Genomic DNA, 18,052 nt, shown 5'->3' with positions numbered 1-18,052 from the left:
CGTCGACTCATCGACCCGCCACTCCCCGGTCGGACGGCGGGGCTCCGCGGCGCGCCCCGCGCCGATCGGCGGGACCATGCGCCGCGATGTCGCCGACGGTTCGCGCGCCCGGCTACGGGTGACCGTCGGGCCGCCGCAGCCGTCGGCACCGACTCCCGACTCCCGACTCCCGACTCCCGACTCCCGCTCCCTGCGCGGGCCCCCACCCGGCACCGGTTCGTCACGCGCCCGCCCGGCGCTCCCGGTGCGGCCGCTGCCGACCACACCGGCGACGCGACGCGGATCCCAGCCCCGTCCGCGACCGGCGGTTCACCCGCCCGACACCGCCCGGCCCCGCTCCGGACCCGCTCCGGACCCGGTCCGGACCTGCGGGCAGGAGGTGGCGTCCCGGAAGCGTCACGGTCGGGCCACACCACGGCCGCCGAGGTCGCCCGGCGCCCGCGCGCGGGCAGGCTCGGGGCGACAGTGACACTCCAACAGGAAGGCCTGGAAGTGGAGTTCACGATTCGGGGGCAGATCCGCCGACGCGCCCGGTTCCGCATCCTCTGGTCGCTGACGGTGGTGACCGGCACGGCCGTCTGGACACTCGTCACCGGCAGCCTGCCACGGACGACCACCCTGCTCGCGATGGCGCTCCTGGCGTCCGCCGGTCTGATCGGGATCCGCGACCTGGCCCGACTGAGGAGACCGTTCCGGCTGCGGATCGACGAGCACGGGATCACCCTGCACGACGCCCATCTGCCCTGGCACCACGTCGAGTCGGCGGTGCTGTTCCACCCGCCGGTCACCGACGTCACGCCCCGCGACCAGGACGACGCGCCGGTGGTCCCGCCCAAGCCCCGGCTGGTGCTCACCCTGGTACCCGGCGCGACCCTGCCGCGAAGGCCCGACGGGCTCGGCCGCCGCGCACACTCCTACACCGTGCTGGACTGCGAGGACCTCGACCAGCCGATCCCCGAACTCGCCGAGGCGCTGCGCCGCCACGCCGGGACCCGGCTGGAGAGCGCCCCTCCCGGCGTCCTCCCGAACGGTCCGACGGACGCCGTGGATCCCCGCCACGGCGGACCGGAACGGCTGTTCACCGCCGGCCGGAGGGCCTGGCGACGCTCATTCCTGCTGCTGACCGCTGCCACCGCCGTCGCCGTGCCCCTGGCGGTGGGCCTCGGGCCCCCGCTCTGGCCCATCCTCGGCATCGTCGAGACCTCCCTGGTGTTCCGGACCGTCCAGCACTGGCGCCGGCCGCTGCGGCTCCGGGTGGGCCCGGCCGGGATCGAGGTCCGCAAGGCGACCGGTGACGAGGTGTTCCTGCACTGGGAGCAGCTCTCCGCCGTGACGTGCGGGCCACTGCCGAGAGTGACCGGTCGGGACCCGTGGCTCGCCGTGTACTCGGCGCCGGGGGCCGACCTCGGCATCGAACGGTCCCCACACCGTGGACGGCCACCAGATCTACGCGCTGCTGCGCCTGGACCGGTTGCCGGACCGGGGCCGGGGTGTCCCCGACGCGATCCGGGCCTTCGCCGCCGACCGCTACGCCGACTCCGCCCCGGACTGACCGGGCCGCCCGCGCGGCAGGGTCGCCTGCCGGGCACGCGGAACAGCCGGACGCGCGGGACGGCCCGCCGCGCGGTACGGCCCGCCATGCTGATCAGCCCGCCGCGCGGTACGGCCCGCCGCCCGACAGCCGGGTGCACCGCCGACCCCTGCCGGGAGGACGTACGGCCTCACCCGATGGGTGTAATCGACCACCGCACCGTGCCCGCCGCACACCACCCGGGCGAACCCGCGTGCGATCTTGGCGCTGCCGTCCGGGCGGGAGCCGCCGGCCCGCCGGCGACCGCCCCTCCGCCACCGATGGAACGGAACCACGACATGCGCCTACGCCGGGGCCTGCTCCCGCTCGCAGCAGCCCTCCTCGCCCTGACGGTCGGTACGTCCCAGGCCGCCTCGGGGAGCCCCCCGGCGGAGAGCGGCGGCCCGGACGTCCAGCAGGGCGTCGTCCGCAGCGGGGACACGCCGATCGGCTCGGCCCGGGTGACCCTCTACCGGGCCGGCGACCGGCCCGGCGCGCCCGCCGAAGCCCTGGCGCGCGGCCGGACCGACGCCGACGGCCGCTTCCGGCTCTCCTACCACCGGCCGGCCGACCCCCGCGCCGTGCTCTACGTGTTCGCCGAACGGGGCGACGACCTGTTCGCCGAACGGGGCGGCGGCGGACCGGTCGGGCTGGCCGCCGTGCTGGGCACACCGCACGAGTACCCCGCGGTGGTGGTGAACGAACGGACGACGGTGGCGGCCGCCTACGCCATGGCCCGGTTCGCCGGCCCGGAGGGGATCTCCGGCGGCCACCCCGGGCTGCAGAACGCCGCCGCGATCTCGCACAACCTCGCCGACCTCACCGACGGGGGCGTCGCGCGGGTGCTGGCCACCTCGCCCAACGGTGCGGAGACCTCCACGCTGGCCGCCTTCAACACGCTGGCCGACATCCTGGCCGGCTGTGTCGACGGGCGGACCTGCGCGGAACTGTTCCGGCTCGCGCGGCAGGCCGGGAAACCCGCGCCCGAGAACACCTTCGAGGCCGCCGTCGACATCGCCCACGCGCCGGGCGAGCACGCCGCCGAACTGTTCGCCCTCGCCTCGGCGCAGCCGCTCTACCGGCCGACACTGCCCGCCGCCCCCGACGCCTGGACGCTGGCCCTGCGCTACACCGGCAACGGCCACGAACTCGACGGCCCCGGCAACATCGCCTTCGACTCCGACGGCAACGCCTGGGTCACCAACGACTACCAGTACGGCGCCGACCCCCGGATCCCGGCCTGCGGCGGCCGCACCGTCCTGAAGTTCACCCCGACCGGCGAGGACGCACCGGGCGCCCCCTACCAGGGCGGCGGCCTCTACGGCGCGGGGTTCGGCATCACGCTCGACCCCGAGGGCGACGTCTGGGTCGCCAACTTCGGTTTCCAGGGCACCGGTTGCGACACCGACCCCGACCCGCTCCACCGCAGCGTCTCCCAGTTCGGGGCGGACGGCACGGCCAAGTCCCCCGCCGACGGCTGGCGTTCGGGCGGAATCGTGCAGCCCCAGGGGACCGTCTCGGACCAGCAGGGCACCATCTGGGTGGCGAACTGCGGGGGCCGCAGCGTCACCGTGATCCCGCACGGCGACCCGCAGGCCGCACGCGCGGTCGAACCTCCGGACGGCAGCCTCGTCAAACCCTTCGACCTCGCCGTGGACGGCGGCGGACAGGTCTGGGTGACGGGCAACGGCAGCGACAACGTCATGACGCTCTCCCCCGGGGGCGAGCCGGTCCGCACCGTCACGGGCGGGGGCATCAGGCGGCCGCTCGGCATCGCCACCGACAGCGCGGGCAACGCCTGGGTCTCCAACAGCGGCGTCGTCCCGCTCCCCTGCGAGGACGGCACCACGGCCGACCTGGCCGACGCGGTGAAGGACGTGGTGCAGCGGGTGCCCGGCGCCTCGGTGACCCTGGTCCGCCCCGACGGCACCACCCCCGAGCAGCCCTTCGTCAACGACGGGCTCTTCCTGCCCTGGGGCATCGCCGTCGACGGCGACGACACCGTGTGGGTCGCCAACTTCGGCGGCCACCGGCTCGCCCGGCTCTGCGGCACCCGGCTCTCCGCCTGCCCGCCCGGCCACCGGACCGGCCAGCCCATCTCGCCGCCCGACACCGGCTACACCTTCGACGGTCTCACCCGGAACACCGGCGTGCAGATCGACCCCTCCGGGAACGTCTGGGTCGCGAACAACTGGCAGACCGTCCCGCTCCAGACCAACCCCGGCGGCCGCGAACTCGTCGTGTTCATCGGCCTCGCCGCCCCGGTCTGCACCCCGCTGATCGGCCCGCCGCGGCGGCCCTGACCGCGCGACGGGGTGGGTGGCACCGTCCGGCCGCCCACCCCGGTCCGCCAACTGTCGGTGCCCGGCCGTAGATTCGGCGCGACCGAGCACCAGAGGACCACCCGCGAACAGGACGCCCAGACCGATGACCTCCCCGACGTCCCCGACGTCCCCCACCGCCGCCCACGGGATCGAACTGACCGAGCGCGTCATCGCTTCCGTCGAAGCCGATCCGCACCGGCTCGTCCTCGACTACGCCCCGTTCGTCGGACCGTGGGTCGACGGGGAGCCCGCACCGCTCCCGGCCGACGTCCTGGACGCCCTCACCTTCCCCAGCGGGCGCCCGCTCCCGCCCAGCCTGCGGCGCTGGCTGGCGTTCGACACCGGCCTGCTGCGCCGGTTCGACTGGCTCGGACCGGACGACCGGTTCACTCCGCGGTCGCTGGGGGAACTGGCCGACGACGAGTACGGCGACATGTGGGGCTCCTGCTTCGACACCCTGTCGCACCGCTTCGACGAGTGCTTCCTGCTCCCGGGCGGATCGGACTCCCGCCGGGTCCTGGCGACCGGCGAGCCCGACGCGCACGGCGAGTACCCGGTGTTCGCCCTGGACGTCGACGACATCCCCTGCATCGAGCTGATGTACCCGGGCCTGGACGTCTACCTGGCCGCCACCGTCGGCTTGGTGGACGTCCAGGGCGACGGCTACTCCGCGCTCGCGACGGACCGCACCTACAGCCGGCGGATGCTCCAGCACGCACGGAACGCCTTCAACGGAGAGCTGGCCGAGGAGTGCCTGCCGGACGCCTTCTGACCGGACGCCTTCCGACCGGGCACCGGCGGGCCCGGCCGGCGAATCGGGTGCGCTGCGCCGGGCCCGGCCGGTCCTCCCGGGACGGATCAGACCGGCGGAAGCCAGGACTCGTCGTCCGTGGCGTGGGCGAGCACCCGTTGCAGCAGGACGCGCAGCGTCTCGGCCTCCTGCGGCGAGAGCGGCTCCAGTAGTTCGGCCTCCGCCCGTTCCAGCGGGCCCTCGATCCTGGTCAGGAGGTAGTGGGCGGTGTCGGTGATCTCCAGGCGGCGCGCGCGGTCGGTGGCCCCGGGGCGGCGGCGCAGGTGGCCCGCCTCGGTCAGGGCGTCCACCAGCTCGTGCACGGACTGGCGCGCGATGCCGAGCTGGCGGGCCAACTCCGCCATGGTCAGCTCGGGTTCGTCCCGCAGCTGGGCGAGCAGGCCGTACTGACGCACCGTCAGGCCGTAGGGGCGCAACCGTTCGTCGGCCGCGCGGGCCGCGACCGTGCTCGTACAGGCCAGGAGGTACGGGATGTGCGTCCTCAGGGTCGGTCCGCCTTTCCGTCGTGCGGCCCCGCCGGAGGGGACGGCGGGCAGAGTGAGTGAGTGAGCGAGTGGGTGCCCGGGTGCCCGGGTGAGGGTACGTGCCGACGGCGCGGCAGCGGTGAGACGGGTGGGGGCGGGCCCGAAGACCCGCCCCCCGCTCGGCTCAGCGCCCTCCGAAACCCCATCCTCCGATACGGAAACAGCGGACAAGCCCGTGCACGCGGACCACGACAACCTCCCGAACCAGGGTTCTTCCACGAAAAGGGGACGGGAGCCGTCCCGCCGAACCGACGCGGCCCCGAACGGGCCGGCGACTTCCGCCGCCCTGCCCCCTTGACATTCCCGAGCCTAGGACTGTTAATGACATTCCCGTCAGGGAACCTGACGACGGGTCGTCAACAGCACGCCCCCGGCGGCGGACCTCCCCGGCCGGCCCCGTGGTTCTCAGGTGTCGAGCGGGAGTTCCAGCAGCTCCTCCGGGGCCCGGAAGCCGAAACCCTGATAGAGCGGGGTGCTGCGCTCCGACGGCCAGACGATCAAGCCTTCGAGGCCGGTGTCGGACGAATGCCGCTTCAGCGCCTCCAGGAGCGCCGAGCCGATTCCCCCGTTCCGTCGTGACGGCAGGACGAAGAAGTTCGTGACGTAGCCGATCGGACTGTTGTCCTCGTAGGGCTCCGGCACCCGCTCCACCGGGCAGAGGAACACGTGACCGCAGATCTCGCCCTCGGTCTCCGCGACCCAGGCCGACCAGCGGCCGTCCGCGAGCCGGTCGCGGATCCAGTGCTCTGCCTCCTCCCGGGGCCGCTCCGGAGCCGGTGGCCGCCCTTCGTGGTCCTCGTGCTTGAACATCCAGCGCAGTTCGGCCAGGCGGCCCGCGTCGGCGGGCCGGGCCGGGCGCACCGTGAAGTCTGTGGTCATGGCGCGAGTTTCCCGGTCAAATCGGGGTGGGGCGAGTCGATTTCGTCTCCCCGCGAACCGCCTGACAGCACGCACCGGCGGATGGGACCATTCCGGCCTCGCCGCTCAGCCCGGCCTCCAACGGCTGCTCGCCTTCACCGTGTTCGTCCTGGCAACGGCACCGTTCGTCCGACGGCACCTCGCCGGTTGAGCCGACGTGAGGGACCCGCCTCCCACCCGCGGTTCGGCTCCTCCCGACCCGGCGCCCTCCGCCCGGTCCTGGGCAGCGGACGTCCTGTGGGCAGCAGGCGTCGGACCAGGTCGCGCGAGGTGGGTGGCGTGTCAGGCGGTGACGGTGGCCACGGGTTCGAGGCCGTGGATGCGGGCGGGGATGCGGGCGTGGGCGGTGGGCTTCAGGAGAGGACGACGGGCTTGAGGGTGCGGGCGCACCACTGCTCGAAGCCCGTCGGGGAGGCGGTGGCGGGGGTGCGGGCGACGCCGGCGTCCAGGCCCTCGTCCTTGGCCCGCTTCATGTCGACGACGCCCAGCACGAATGCCTCGTCGAGGCCGTGGCCGACGAGGGCGGTGTGCAGCTCGTCGAGCGACTGGCGTCGGTAGCGGACGGGGCGGCCGAGCTGTTCGGTCATGATGCGGGCCAGGTCGTTGGGGGACAGGTCCTGCGGCCCGAGCACGGGGACGCTGCCGGTGCCGGTCCACGAGCGGTCCAGCAGCAGGCCGGCGGCCACGGCCGCGATGTCGGCGGTGGCGACGAGCGGAGCCCTGCGGTCGGCGTCGACGGAGTCGGTGAAGACGCCCTTCTCGCGGATCGAGTCGGCCTCCTCCAGGAGGTTCTCGAAGAAGGACGGGTTGGCCAGGGCCCGGTAGGCGACGCCGCTTTCGGCGATGAGGTCGTCCAGGGCGAGGGTGGCGGTGACGAGGCCGGCGCGGTCGGCGAGCGGGGTGCCGCGGCCGAGTGCGGAGACGCCGACGACATGGCCGACGCGGTGGGCGGCGAGCGCCCTCACGGCCGGTCCGCTGAAGCCGCTGTAGGCGGCCTGCGGGGTCGGGGCGGCACCCGGCGGGACGAGCCAGAAGACCGCGTCCGCGCCCTCGAAGGCCCGGTCCACGACCTCGGCGTCCGCGTGCGAGCCGACGATCACCTCGACGCGTCCGCGCGACGCGTCCGGAAGCCGGGCGGGGTCGCGCACGATCACGCGCAGTTCCTCGCCCGCGGCGGGCGCGGACTCCAGGAGCCGGGAGAGCAGGTGACGGCCGATGTTCCCGGTGGGAGCAGTTATGACGATCATGAAAACCTCGCGGGTCGCGCTGGTCGGTACGCCCTTCATCCTGCTGAGGAGCCCGGTGCTGCCACAATGGGAACGTCGGCACGGAATCATTGACCGAAGTGGAATAACCCTGGTGAACAGCCCGGATTCGTCCCTCGACGCCAATCTCGCCATCGCCCTGGACGCCCTGCTGGCCGAGAACAGCGTCACCCGGGCCGCCGCCCGCCTGCACACCTCGCCCGCCGCGATGAGCCGCACGCTCGCCCGCCTGCGCCGCACCCTGCAGGATCCGCTGCTGGTCCGGGCCGGGCAGACGATGGTCCCCACCCCGCGCGCCCAGGCCCTGCGCGAGGAAGCCGCAGCCGTGGTGCAGCGCCTCGGAGCCCTGCTCAGCCCCGACTCCGGCGTCGACCCCGCCACCCTGCGCAGCACCTTCACCCTCCAGACCGCCGACCTGGTCGGCGCGGCACTGGCCCCCGGGCTGCTGCGCCTGGCCGAGCAGGAGGCGCCGGGGATCTCGTTCCGGCTCCTGGCCGAGGAGTTGGAGGCCGGCCCCGCCCTGCGCGACGGCCGGATCGACCTGGAGGTCGGGTCCATCGACCACGTGGACCCCGAGACCAGGGTCGAGACGCTGGTCAGCCTCCGGATGGTGGCGGCCGTCCGGCCCGGCCATCCGCTGACCGAGGGTCCCCTGACCCCGGCCCGGCTCGCCGCCGCCCGACACGTCGCGGTCAGCCGCCGCGGCCGGTTCACCGGCCCCCTCGACACCGCCCTGGCCGAGCAGAACCTTCGGCGGCGGGTCGGCATCGTCCTCCCCGGCCACCTGGCCGCCATGACGCTCGCCGCTCGCAGCGACGTCGTCTGCCTCGTACCTGCAGCGCTCCCCGGCGCCGCCCCCTCGCCCCTCACCGGCGACGCCATCGCCCTCGGCCTGCAGCTCCTGGACATCCCCCTGGCGCTGCCGCCCGTGACCGTCGGCATGGCCTGGCACCCCCGCCATGCGGCCGACAGGGCCCACCACTGGCTCCGCAACGCCGTCCGCCGAACCCTCCGCCCGCCCGGGAGCCCCACCACCTGAGCCGGCCGGGGGCGCCGGGCCCGAACCGGCGGGCTCCCCCGGCCCCCACCGGACCCGGGCACTCACGGGATCGGCCCGGGCCCGGGCCCGGGCCGATCAGGCCCCTGACCGGCCGCCTCGCCGGCGCCCCTCACCGGCCCCTCGCCGGCCTCAGCGTCGGAACGGACGACCACTCACAAGCCGCCCGCTCAGAGGGCCGCCAGCTCCTCCAGCACCGCTGCCGTCCCGGCGGGCCGGGAGAACATCGGCCAATGGCTGGTCGGCAGTTCGCGCAGCGCCCACTCGGGACCGGCGAGCGCGGCGAAGTACGGGTTCCCCGAGGCGATCATCGCGCGGATCTGGTCCAGCGGGAACGAGCAGGAGACGAGCGCCTTCGCCGTCCCGTGCCCGCCGCCCGTCAGTCGGAGGGGCTCGGTGAAGGCCTTGGCCGGCACGTCGGTGGCACGCGCCCGGATGCGGTCGAGGGTGGCCTGGTCCAGGCCGTCGAGGCTCGCGCCGTCGGCCGCGAGTTCCTCCCAGGGCGGCATCGGGTGCCGCCAGCCGCCGACCAGGTTCGCCTCCGCGCGGGCCCGGTAGGCGGGCTGCCAGAGGTCGCGCAGCGCGGCGCCGTCCGGGAGCGGTCCGCTGTCGAGGTAGACGACCCGCCGGATCCGCTCGGGCATCCGGTCGGCCGCGCCGGTGACCGGGGCACCGCCGCCGCTGTGCGCGACCAGCACGACGTCCCGGAGGTCCTCACGGGCCATCAGGCCGGTCAGGTCGGCGATGTGCGTCTCCAGCCCGACCTCCGGCCCGGCCTCGTCGGAACGTTCGGCCAGGCCGGTCAGGGTCACCGGGTGGACGGTGTGCCCGGCCTCGCGGAGCGGCGCGGTGACGGCGTCCCAGGCCCAGGCGCCGAGCCAGAAGCCGGGGACGAGTACGAACGTGCTCATGGGGTCCGTCCTGCCTTTCCGTGGCGGTCGGCGGTGCTCATGCGTGGGCCCGGAAGGCCCGGGCGAGGCCGCTGCCGGAGTCCGGCGACAGGTGGGGCGAATGCGGGAGGCGGTGGCCGGGCACGGTGGTCGCACCGGGGCGCGTGGTCGCAGCCGAGGGAGTCGTCATGCCGAAGGCTCTGCCCGCCCCGCCCGGGCGCCGAACCCCGCCGCCACCCGAACGGTCCCCTGAGCCGTCCCGACCGGCCACCGGAATGCGCCGGCAACCGCTGGACCGGACCGCCCACCCCTGCCCGGCGCGGGACGCCACGGCCCGTCCGCCCGGGAAGGCGGACAGGCCGGAGTCGGCGGGGAACCGTCCGGACGCGGACCACGTCACTGTGATCGATTCGGGACGGACAGCGGCGGAGGCTCGGCATGAAGTGGTACACGAAGAGCGTGACACGGCAGTTCGTCGTCTCGGCGATCGCCTGCGCCGCGCTCCTCGCCCTGCTGTGGGTGCTCGCCTTCGCCCTACTGGTCGTGCTGGACGACGGGCAGTCAGCCCTCCGGCACTAGGGATTGCCGCCCCGGGGGGATCCGGCCGGGCGGCCGCAGGATGCCGGTCCGGACCACCTCGGCGTACCAGCGGGCGCTGTCCTTCGGGGTGCGCCGCTGCGAGGCGAAGTCCACGTGCACGATGCCGAACCGCTTGCCGTAGCCGTACGCCCATTCGAAGTTGTCGAGGAACGACCAGAGGAAGTAGCCGCGCACGGGTGCGCCGTCACCGATCGCCCGGTGGACGGCGGCCAGGTGGGCGTGCAGGTACGCGACCCGCTCCGGGTCGTGGACCGCACCCGTCGGGTCGCTGTAGTCGTCGTAGGCGGCGCCGTTCTCGGTGACCAGCAGGGGCAGGCCGGGCAGTTCGTCGCGCAGCCGGGTGAGCAGCTCGTACAGGCCGCCGGCGTCCACCGGCCAGCCCATCGCGGTGCGCTCCCCCTCGGCGGGCAGGAAGCGGACTCCGTGGTCGGCGGGCCACGGCGACGGTCCGCCGCCGTGGCCGTCCCCGCGTGCGGCCCGCTCGTCCGCCTCGCCGGCTGCGACCACGGTCGGGCTGTAGTAGTTGACGCCGAGCGAGTCGAGCGGGCGGGAGATCTCGGCGAGGTCGCCGTCCCGGACGAAGGACCAGTCCGTGACCCCGGCGGTGTCGGTGAGCACGTCCGCCGGGTACCGGCCGTGGAACACCGGGTCGAGGAAGATCCGGTTGGCCAGGCCGTCGATCCGCCGCGCCGCCTCGCGGTCGGCCGGGTGGTCGGTGTGCGGGCGGACGGCGGCGAGGTTGAGGGTGAGCGACACCTGTGCGGCGGCGGGCAGTTCGGCGCGCAGCGCGCCGACGGCGAGGCCGTGCGCGAGCAGCAGGTGGTGGTGGGCCCGCAGGGCGGCGGCCGGGTCCGTGCGGCCCGGGGCGTGGACGCCGCTGCCGTAGCCGAGGAACGCGCTGCACCAGGGCTCGTTGAGGGTGGTCCAGGTGGTGATGCGGTCGCCGAGGCGGGCGGCGGCCAGCGCGGCGTACTCGGCGAAGCGGTGGGCGGTGGCGCGGTCCGTCCAGCCGCCGCCGTCCTCCAACTCCTGTGGCAGGTCCCAGTGGTAGAGCGTGGCGACCGGGGCGATGCCGCGCCCGAGCAGCTCGTCCACCAGCCGGTCGTAGAAGTCCAGGCCCGCCTTGTTGGCCGGGCCGCGGCCGCCGGGCCGGATGCGCGGCCAGGCGAGCGAGAACCGGTAGGCGGGCAGGCCGAGTTCGGCCATCAGCGCGATGTCCGCGCGGTAGCGGTGGTAGTGGTCGGTGGCGAGGTCACCGGTGTCGCCGTTGCGGACCTTCCCCGGGGTCCGGCTGAAGGTGTCCCAGATGGAGGCGGTGCGGCCGTCCTCGGCGGCCGCGCCCTCGATCTGGTAGGCGGCGGTGGCCGTACCCCAGAGGAAGTCGGCGGGGAAGGTGGGCGGTGGGGCCTGGTCGGTCATGGGGCCTTCCGGAGTGAGGAGTCGGCGGAGACGGTGCGGGCGGCGGCCGCACCGGTGCGGGCCGAGGCGAGGGCAAGGGTGCGCGGCTGCGGGTTCGGGTTCGGCTGCGGGAGTGCGGTCACGGGCGGGGCGGTGTTCAGCCCTTGACGGCGCCCTGCATGATGCCGCCGACGATCTGGCGGCCGAGCAGGCCGAACACCAGCAGGACGGGGAGGGTACCGATCAGCGCGCCGGCCATGACGACCGACTGGTCGGGGACGTACCCCTGTCCGAGCGACTTCAGTGCCACCTGCACGGTCGGGTTCTGCGAACTGAGGGCGACGATCGGCCAGAAGAAGTCGTTCCAGGTGGCCATGAAGGTCAGCATGCCCAGGACGGCCATGCCGGGCCGGGCCACCGGGAGCACGACCGAGCGGAAGATCCGCAGCAGCGAGGCGCCGTCCACGCGGCCGGCCTCGATCAGCTCGTCCGGCAGCGCCTGGAGCAGGTACTGCCGCATGAAGAACACCCCGAAGGCGGAGACCAGCGAGGGCAGGATCACCGCGGGCAGGGTGTTCTGCAGGTCGAGCCGGACGATCAGCATGAACAGCGGGATCACACCGAGCTGCGGCGGGATCATCATGGTGGCGACGGTGACCGCCAGTAGCAGGCCGCGGCCCCGGAAGCGCAGTTTGGCGAAGGCGAACCCGGCGAGCGTCGAGGAGAGCACCACCCCGGCGGTGACGGTGGCGGCGACGAGCAGTGAGTTCAGCAGCGCCTGGCCGATGGCGGCCTGCCGGAGTGCCTCGCCGAGGTTGTGCAGCAGGTTCGGGCCTGGAGTCAACGCCGGTGTCGCCGCGCTGAGTTCGGCATTGGTGCGGCTGGCGGCCACCAGCGTCCAGTAGAACGGGAAGGCGAACACGACGGTGGCGGCGGTCAGCACCGCGTAGGCGAGCGGGCCGCCGTGCAGCGGCGAGCGGGAGGCCCGCCCGCCGGACAGCGCCGGGCGGCGGGCCGGGCCCAGCCGGGCGGGACGCGGGCGGGGCGGTCGCAGGGTGGTCACGAGGTCACCGGTCCGTACGGTTGCGCCGGGCGGCGATCGCCGCGTTCGACAGGGCGAGTACGACGATCAGCAGGAACATCACCCAGGCCACGGCGGCCGCCCGGCCCAGGTGGAAGAAGCTCCAGCCCTGCTCGTACAGGTAGAGGCCGAGGGTCTGGTACTGGTGCGAGATCCCGCCGGCGGCGTTGCCCTCGTAGAGCAGCGGTTCGCCGAACAACTGGGTGGCGCCGATGGTGGAGACCACGACGGTGAAGACGATCGTCGGACGCAGGCCGGGGATCGTCACGTGCCGGAACTGCTGCCACCTGGACGCGCCGTCCACCGCCGCCGACTCGTACAGCTCGCCGGGGATGGCCTGCATGCCGGCCAGGTAGATCAGCGCGTTGTAGCCGGTCCAGCGCCAGGTGACGATCGCCGAGACGCCGAACTGCGAGGCCCAGGTGCCGGCCTGCCAGTCCACCGGGGCGAGTCCGAGCCGGCCCAGCAGCCAGTTGATCAGGCCGTAGTCGCGTCCGAAGAGCTGGGCGAAGACCAGCGTGGCGGCGGCGACCGAGGTCGCGTAGGGAAGCAGCATCGCGACCCGGAAGAACGTCCGGCCGCGCAGCCGGTAGTTGAGCAGGTGGGCCAGGCCGAGGGCCATCAGCAACTGCGGGACGGTGGAGAGGACACCGATGGTGAAGGTGTTGCGCAGGGCGTTCCAGAAGAACGGATCGGCCAGCAGCCGGGTGTAGTTCTGCAGGCCCAGCCAGTCCATCCGGTCGGTGCTCTGCAACTCGACCCGGTGCAGCGACACGTAGGCCGTGTAGAGCAGCGGGTACAGCCCGAAGGCCGCGAAGAGGACGAAGAACGGGGCAAGGAAGCCGTAGGGGGCGAGCCGCCCGCCGCGGCCGGCACGGACCCGGGCGGGGCCGGCGGCGGGCAGTCGGGCGGAGGAGGTGACGGCCATGGCGGTGTTCCTGGTGATCCGTCAGTTGCCGCTCGCCTTGCGAATGTTGTCCGTCGCGTGCTTCCAGGCGGTGTCGGGCGCGGTGCCGGTCCGCTCGACCTCGCCGAGGGCGTCGGTGAAGGCCTTGCCGATCACGCCGTCGTCCACCCCGAGCACCTGGGCGGGCATCGCGGCCGCCGACTCGCTGAAGATCCGGCCGATGGGCGCGTTGTTGAAGTACGGGTCCGCGACGTCCTTGATCGCGGCCTGGGCGCCGGTGGAGGAGGGGAAGGAACCCTGCTTGGTGAACAGGGTGGTCTGCTGCTCCTTGGCGGTGAGCCACTTGATGAGCTCGGCGGCCTCCTTCGGGTGCTTGGCCGCCCTCGGCACGGTCAGGTAGGAGCCGCCCCAGTTGCCGGTCCGACCGGGGCCGGGAGCGACGTCCCAGGTACCCGAACCGGCCTGGCCGGCCTGGCCCTTGATGTAGCCGAGCATCCACGCGGGGCAGCTGAGGGTGGCGAACTTGCCGGTGCTGAAGGCCTTGTTCCACTCCGGGGTCCACTGCGGCAGCTTCGCGGAGAGGCCGTCCGCGACCAGGCGGCCCGCGTCGGCCCAGGCGGTCCTGACGGCCTCGCTGGTCTCGTGGACGGGCTTGCCGCTCTCGTCGGCGTAGCGGACCTTCTGCTGGCCGACCTGGGCGGTGAACACGCCGGCCGCGCTGTCGGTCCAGGCGTTGCCGGGCGCGGCCTTGGCCACGTACTGCCGGCCGAGGTCGAGGTAGCCCTGCCAGGTCGACCAGCGGGCGGCCAGTTCGGTGCGGTCGGTGGGCAGTCCGGCGGCCTTGAACAGGTCGGTGCGGAAGCAGATCGCCTCCGGTCCGATGTCGGTGCCGGCGCCGAGGACGCGGCCGTCGGCGGCCTTCACGGCGGCGCCCTTCCACGGCACCAGTTCGTCGTTGACGGCGCCGAGGCCGAGGGTCCTCAGGTCGGTGAACTTGTCCGCCTGCCGCTGCAGGACGCTCGCCACCCGGCCGACCTCCAGGCCCTGGATGTCGGCGAGTCCGCCGCCGCCCGCCAGCTTGGTCTGGAGGGCCTGCCAGTACTGGCCCTCGTCCTGGGTGTCGCTCTGCTTGATCGTGATGTTCGGGTGGAGCTTGGTGTACTCGTCGTAGAGCCCGCTCTCCTTGTAGCCGAAGGTGCCGAAGAGGTCGACGGTGATGGTGACCTTGCCTTCGGCGGCGCCGGAGGAACCGGCGGACCCTGCGGAGCCGCCGCAGGCGGCGAGCAGGAGGGTGGCGGCGAGGGCGGTGCTGCCGAGAGCGGCGGCGGAGCGGCGCATGGGGTCTCCCTGGCGGGGCGGGTGGGCTGCGTGGCGAGGGTGAGGTTCGGTGGCGGAACGTGAGAGCGCTCTCTGAGAGCGCTCTCAGAACGTCTGAGAGGAGAGTGCCGTGCACCGGCGGGCCGGTCAAGGGGTCGAAATCCGAACGTAATCTCCGGGACACCTGCGCTCAGGCGTTCAGAGGGTGAAGGCAACGGGCGAAGGCCCTGCTCAGCGCCGCGAGGCGGGCAGCGGATGCGGACGGCCTGCGCGGGCGCCGCGGACAACGGCTCGGACGACGACTCGGACGACGGCTCAGAGGGCGGCTCAGAGGGCGACTCGGAGGGCGGCGCGCGCCCGGGCCCCACTCTCCCCCGCGGCCGCCGTCAGCCGCGGTCCGCCCGCCTTCCGGGCGCTGCGACGCTCAGGCCGAGGCGCGCCGGACCAGCCGGGTCGCGGTGATCACCGACGTGGGGCCGCCCGCCCCCCGACCCGGACCGGCGGGGGCCGGACCACCGGGCGCACCGACGCCGCCCACCGCGAGGCGCCGCAGCAGCAGCCGGGCCATCAACCGGCCCATCTCCTCGATGTCCTGGCGCACCGTGGTCAGCGGCGGCTCGGTCCAGGCGGCGATCGACTCGACGTCGTCGAAACCGACCACGGCCACGTCCTCCGGCACCTGGCGGCCCGCCTCGCGCAGCACCCTGAGCGCACCGGAGGCCATCGTGTCGGAGGCGGCGAACACCGCGTCCAGGCCGGGCCGGCGGGCCAGCAGTTCGGCCATCGCCCGGCCGCCACCGTCCGCGGTGAAGTCGCCCTCGGCGACCAGCGCGGGGTCGCCGTCGGGCAGCACGTCGCGGTAGCCGTCCAGGCGGTCGAGCGCGGAGGTCTGGTCGAGCGGGCCGGTGATGGTGGCGATGGCCGTGCGCCCGAGCGACCGCAGGTGGCCGACGGCCAGCCGGGCGCCGCCGCGGTTGTCGCTGTCCACGTACACCAGGTCGCGCTCCGAGTCCGCGCCCGGCCAGCCGGGCCGGCCGCCCACCACGAAGGGCAGACCGGACCGGCGCGCCATGCCGGGCAGCGGGTCCGGCTGGTGCAGCGAGAACAGCAGCGCACCGTCCACGTGTCCGCCCGCCAGGTAGCGGCCGACCCGCTCGTAGTCGTGCTGGTCCTCGACCATCATCAGCACCATCTGGTTGTCCGCGGCGGACAGTTCGCGGCCGATGCCGCGCAGGTGCTGGGCGAAGAACGGATCGGAGAAGAGCCTGCTGCCGGGCTCGGCGACCACCACGGCGACGGCCTGGTTGCGCCGGGTGACCAGCGTGCGGGCGGCCAGGTTGGGGACGTAGCCGAGGTCCCGGACGGCCTTCTCGACCTTCTCCCGCAGCGCCGCCCGGACCCCGGCGCCGCCGTTCACCACCCGCGAGGCCGTGGCCCGGGAGACCCCGGCCAGCTCGGCGACCGACTCCAGCGTCGGACGCGACACGGCCGGGTCGGCCTCGACCGTGGGACGCGGTGGCTGCTCCGGCACCGTGGGCTCCTCTCGCGCGGACGCTTCGTCCTCAGAGCCTAGCGGGTCACGGGCACCGCTGAGAGCGCTCCCACCTCGGTGCCCGCACCCGCGCGCCGCGGCGGCGGCAGGCCGTGACCGCCTGCCGCCGCCGCACGGTTGCCCGTGTGCTTTCCCGTGTGGCTTCCCGTGTCACGTCGTGCTGAAGGTGAACCAGTTGACGTTGACGAAGTCGGCCGGCTGGCCGCTGGTGAAGGTCAGGTAGACGTCGTGTCGACCGGTGACCGCACTGATGTTGGCCGGCACCGTGGTCCAGCTCTGCCAGCCCCCGGTGTCGGCCACGGCGAACGACCCGACCGGGGCGCTGCTCGGGCTGTCCAGCCGGACCTCCACCAGCCCGCTCACCCCGCCGGCCGCGCCCGAGGCCACCCGCGCCTTGAACTGCCGGGCCGCGGTGCCGCCGAAGTCGACGCCCCGGTACAGCGCCCAGTCCCCGTCGGCCAGGGCGGCGAGGTTCCGACCGCCCCCGGTGTCGGTGGTGGTCTCCACCGCCGTCCCCGACTGGTCCCCGTAGGCCTCGGCCTGGATGGTGGCGTACGCGCTGCCGGTCCCGCCGGGCGGCGAGGTGGTCGGCGGCTGCGTCGTGGTCGGCGGGGTGGTGGTCGGCGGGGTGGTCGGTGGCTGCGTGGTCGTGCCACCGGTGCGGTGGACCGCCACGTAGTCGACCAGCATCGGGACGCCGGAGACGGTGGCGGTGGTGGGCGTCCGGTGCCCGGCCACCGGGTCGGGGAAGGCGCCGCCCATCGCCACGTTCAGCAGGATGAAGTGCCCGTGCGCCGTGGCGGCGTTCCAGGTGGCCGCGTCCATCTGTGCCGAGGTGACGGAGTGGAACTGCACACCGTCGACGTACCAGCGCAGTTGCTGCGGACTGACGCTGCGGTCCCACTCCATCGCGTAGGTGTGGAAGTTGCCCTGGCACGCCGAGCCCGGGCAGGCGTGCACGGCGCCGAGCCCGGAGGTCTCGTTGCACGGACCGCCCGGGTTGCCGCCGCAGTGCAGGGTGCCCCAGACTTGGTTGACTCCGTTCACGTTCTCCATCAGGTCGAACTCGCCGATGGACGGCCAGTTCCAGTAGTTGCCGCGGTACGGCGCGCCCAGCGTCCAGAAGGCCGGCCAGTAGCCGTCGGCGGCCGCGCCGGTCACGTTCGGCATCTGGATCCGGGCCTCGATCCGCAGCTTGCCGCCGGCCGGCGGCTCGAAGTCGCTGCGCCGGGTCTCGATCCGCCCGGAGGTCCAGTTGCCGGCGGCGTCCCGGATCGGGGTGATGCGCAGGTTCCCGGCGCCGTCCTGGCGCAGGTTGGCGGTGTCCGCGGTGTAGCTCTGGACCTCGCCGGTGCCCCAGTTGGCGGCGCCGCCCGGGTAGCTGGTGCCGGTGTCGACGATCCAGTCCGCGGCCGAGGGCAGCGTGCCGGCGGCTCCGCCGAAGTCGTCGCTCCAGACGGTGGTCCAGCCTGCCGGGGCGGGCGGAACGACGGCCGTGGCGGTGGAGCCGAGCAGTGCGGCGCAGAGTGCGGCGGCCGCGCCGGCGGCGGCCAGGACGGTGGCCGGCGCCCTGCGGGGGCGCCGTCGACGGGTGGCGGCGGCTCTGGCCTCGGCGGCGTCGGGCGTGGTGTTTCCGGACACGGTGGTGCACCTCCGTGGGTGGGCGGACGTGGGGGTGGTGCGCTTCGGGTGGATCGGATGGGTCGGGTGTATCGGATGGGCCGGGTGGGCCGGCCCGGCCGGGTCGCTCGGACCGTTCGGGTGGGCCGGACCGTTCGGGTGGGCCGGGCCGGGCCGACGGGTCAGGTCGGCCCGGTGCGCCGGGTGGTGCGGTGCCC

Annotated in this window: 15 protein-coding genes; 4 read left to right on the top strand and 11 right to left on the bottom strand. The window is 74.2% G+C overall.

Going from position 1 to position 18,052, the window contains the following annotated elements:
- Positions 1–492: 492 nt before the first annotated feature.
- Both AC067J_RS20870 and AC067J_RS20865 read left to right on the top strand, forming a co-directional pair.
- A complete protein-coding gene (locus AC067J_RS20870; RefSeq protein WP_478301249.1) occupies positions 493–3,873 on the top strand; it encodes an NHL repeat-containing protein in 3,381 nt (1,126 codons plus the stop codon).
- Positions 3,874–3,997: 124 nt separating this feature from the next.
- Positions 3,998–4,666, top strand: a complete 669-nt coding sequence (locus tag AC067J_RS20865) for a hypothetical protein (protein ID WP_478301247.1) — start codon at positions 3,998–4,000, stop codon at positions 4,664–4,666.
- An 86-nt stretch (positions 4,667–4,752) separates the two neighbouring features.
- Here the strand turns inward: AC067J_RS20865 and AC067J_RS20860 are convergent, their stop codons facing one another.
- The 3 genes from AC067J_RS20860 to AC067J_RS20850 form a co-directional block, all read right to left on the bottom strand.
- The gene (locus tag AC067J_RS20860; RefSeq protein ID WP_478301245.1) at positions 4,753–5,100 is read right to left on the bottom strand and encodes a MarR family winged helix-turn-helix transcriptional regulator; all 348 of its coding nucleotides are present in this window, start codon (positions 5,098–5,100) and stop codon (positions 4,753–4,755) included.
- A gap of 534 nt (positions 5,101–5,634) precedes the next feature.
- Positions 5,635–6,108, bottom strand: a complete 474-nt coding sequence (locus tag AC067J_RS20855) for a GNAT family N-acetyltransferase (protein ID WP_478301243.1) — start codon at positions 6,106–6,108, stop codon at positions 5,635–5,637.
- Between the two features lie 392 nt (positions 6,109–6,500).
- A complete protein-coding gene (locus tag AC067J_RS20850; protein WP_478301241.1) occupies positions 6,501–7,394 on the bottom strand; it encodes an NAD(P)H-binding protein in 894 nt (297 codons plus the stop codon).
- Between the two features lie 103 nt (positions 7,395–7,497).
- On the opposite strand from AC067J_RS20850, the gene AC067J_RS20845 reads away from it, so the two are divergent.
- On the top strand, positions 7,498–8,451 hold the full coding sequence (locus AC067J_RS20845) for a LysR family transcriptional regulator (protein WP_478301416.1): 954 nt from the start codon (positions 7,498–7,500) through the stop codon (positions 8,449–8,451).
- 188 nt (positions 8,452–8,639) lie between these two features.
- On the opposite strand, the gene AC067J_RS20840 is transcribed toward AC067J_RS20845, so the two are convergent.
- The gene (locus tag AC067J_RS20840; protein WP_478301240.1) at positions 8,640–9,380 is read right to left on the bottom strand and encodes an alpha/beta fold hydrolase; all 741 of its coding nucleotides are present in this window, start codon (positions 9,378–9,380) and stop codon (positions 8,640–8,642) included.
- Between the two features lie 417 nt (positions 9,381–9,797).
- On the opposite strand from AC067J_RS20840, the gene AC067J_RS20835 reads away from it, so the two are divergent.
- Positions 9,798–9,938 (top strand): hypothetical protein, encoded by a 141-nt coding sequence (locus AC067J_RS20835; protein ID WP_478301238.1) that lies wholly within the window; start codon positions 9,798–9,800, stop codon positions 9,936–9,938.
- Here AC067J_RS20835 and AC067J_RS20830 read toward each other — a convergent pair.
- The 7 genes from AC067J_RS20830 to AC067J_RS20800 form a co-directional block, all read right to left on the bottom strand.
- Positions 9,921–11,378 (bottom strand): GH1 family beta-glucosidase, encoded by a 1,458-nt coding sequence (locus AC067J_RS20830; protein ID WP_478301236.1) that lies wholly within the window; start codon positions 11,376–11,378, stop codon positions 9,921–9,923. The two genes, AC067J_RS20835 and AC067J_RS20830, sit on opposite strands and share 18 nt — an antisense overlap.
- Entirely contained in the window at positions 11,375–11,500 is a 126-nt protein-coding gene (locus AC067J_RS20825; protein WP_478301234.1) for a hypothetical protein, read from the bottom strand. Before AC067J_RS20825 ends, AC067J_RS20830 begins: the two co-directional genes overlap by 4 nt.
- A gap of 14 nt (positions 11,501–11,514) precedes the next feature.
- Positions 11,515–12,420 carry a carbohydrate ABC transporter permease gene (locus AC067J_RS20820; RefSeq protein WP_478301232.1) on the bottom strand — a complete coding sequence of 302 codons (906 nt, stop codon included), beginning with the start codon at positions 12,418–12,420 and terminating at the stop codon, positions 11,515–11,517.
- Between the two features lie 4 nt (positions 12,421–12,424).
- Positions 12,425–13,366: a carbohydrate ABC transporter permease gene (locus AC067J_RS20815; protein WP_478301230.1), complete on the bottom strand. Its 942-nt coding sequence runs from the start codon at positions 13,364–13,366 to the stop codon at positions 12,425–12,427.
- A 21-nt stretch (positions 13,367–13,387) separates the two neighbouring features.
- Positions 13,388–14,683, bottom strand: a complete 1,296-nt coding sequence (locus AC067J_RS20810) for an ABC transporter substrate-binding protein (protein ID WP_478301228.1) — start codon at positions 14,681–14,683, stop codon at positions 13,388–13,390.
- A 403-nt stretch (positions 14,684–15,086) separates the two neighbouring features.
- Positions 15,087–16,193 carry a LacI family DNA-binding transcriptional regulator gene (locus tag AC067J_RS20805; protein WP_478301226.1) on the bottom strand — a complete coding sequence of 369 codons (1,107 nt, stop codon included), beginning with the start codon at positions 16,191–16,193 and terminating at the stop codon, positions 15,087–15,089.
- Positions 16,194–16,364: 171 nt separating this feature from the next.
- The gene (locus AC067J_RS20800) at positions 16,365–17,855 is read right to left on the bottom strand and encodes a carbohydrate-binding protein (protein WP_478301224.1); all 1,491 of its coding nucleotides are present in this window, start codon (positions 17,853–17,855) and stop codon (positions 16,365–16,367) included.
- Between the last annotated feature and the right edge of the window lie 197 nt (positions 17,856–18,052).

The organism is Kitasatospora sp. NPDC042419 (assembly GCF_056437345.1).
Note: the sequence above shows the minus strand (reverse complement) of the source record. Positions and strands in the feature narration are given on the sequence as shown.

What these genes read in the sequence shown, in the direction of transcription:
- AC067J_RS20810 (WP_478301228.1), bottom strand. Translation starts at nt 14,683, where the DNA reads ATGCGCCGCTCCGCCGCCGCTCTCGGCAGCACCGCCCTCGCCGCCACC.
- AC067J_RS20850 (WP_478301241.1), bottom strand. Translation starts at nt 7,394, where the DNA reads ATGATCGTCATAACTGCTCCCACCGGGAACATCGGCCGTCACCTGCTC.
- AC067J_RS20815 (WP_478301230.1), bottom strand. Translation starts at nt 13,366, where the DNA reads ATGGCCGTCACCTCCTCCGCCCGACTGCCCGCCGCCGGCCCCGCCCGG.
- AC067J_RS20830 (WP_478301236.1), bottom strand. Translation starts at nt 11,378, where the DNA reads ATGACCGACCAGGCCCCACCGCCCACCTTCCCCGCCGACTTCCTCTGG.
- AC067J_RS20855 (WP_478301243.1), bottom strand. Translation starts at nt 6,108, where the DNA reads ATGACCACAGACTTCACGGTGCGCCCGGCCCGGCCCGCCGACGCGGGC.
- AC067J_RS20840 (WP_478301240.1), bottom strand. Translation starts at nt 9,380, where the DNA reads ATGAGCACGTTCGTACTCGTCCCCGGCTTCTGGCTCGGCGCCTGGGCC.
- AC067J_RS20865 (WP_478301247.1), top strand. Translation starts at nt 3,998, where the DNA reads ATGACCTCCCCGACGTCCCCGACGTCCCCCACCGCCGCCCACGGGATC.
- AC067J_RS20835 (WP_478301238.1), top strand. Translation starts at nt 9,798, where the DNA reads ATGAAGTGGTACACGAAGAGCGTGACACGGCAGTTCGTCGTCTCGGCG.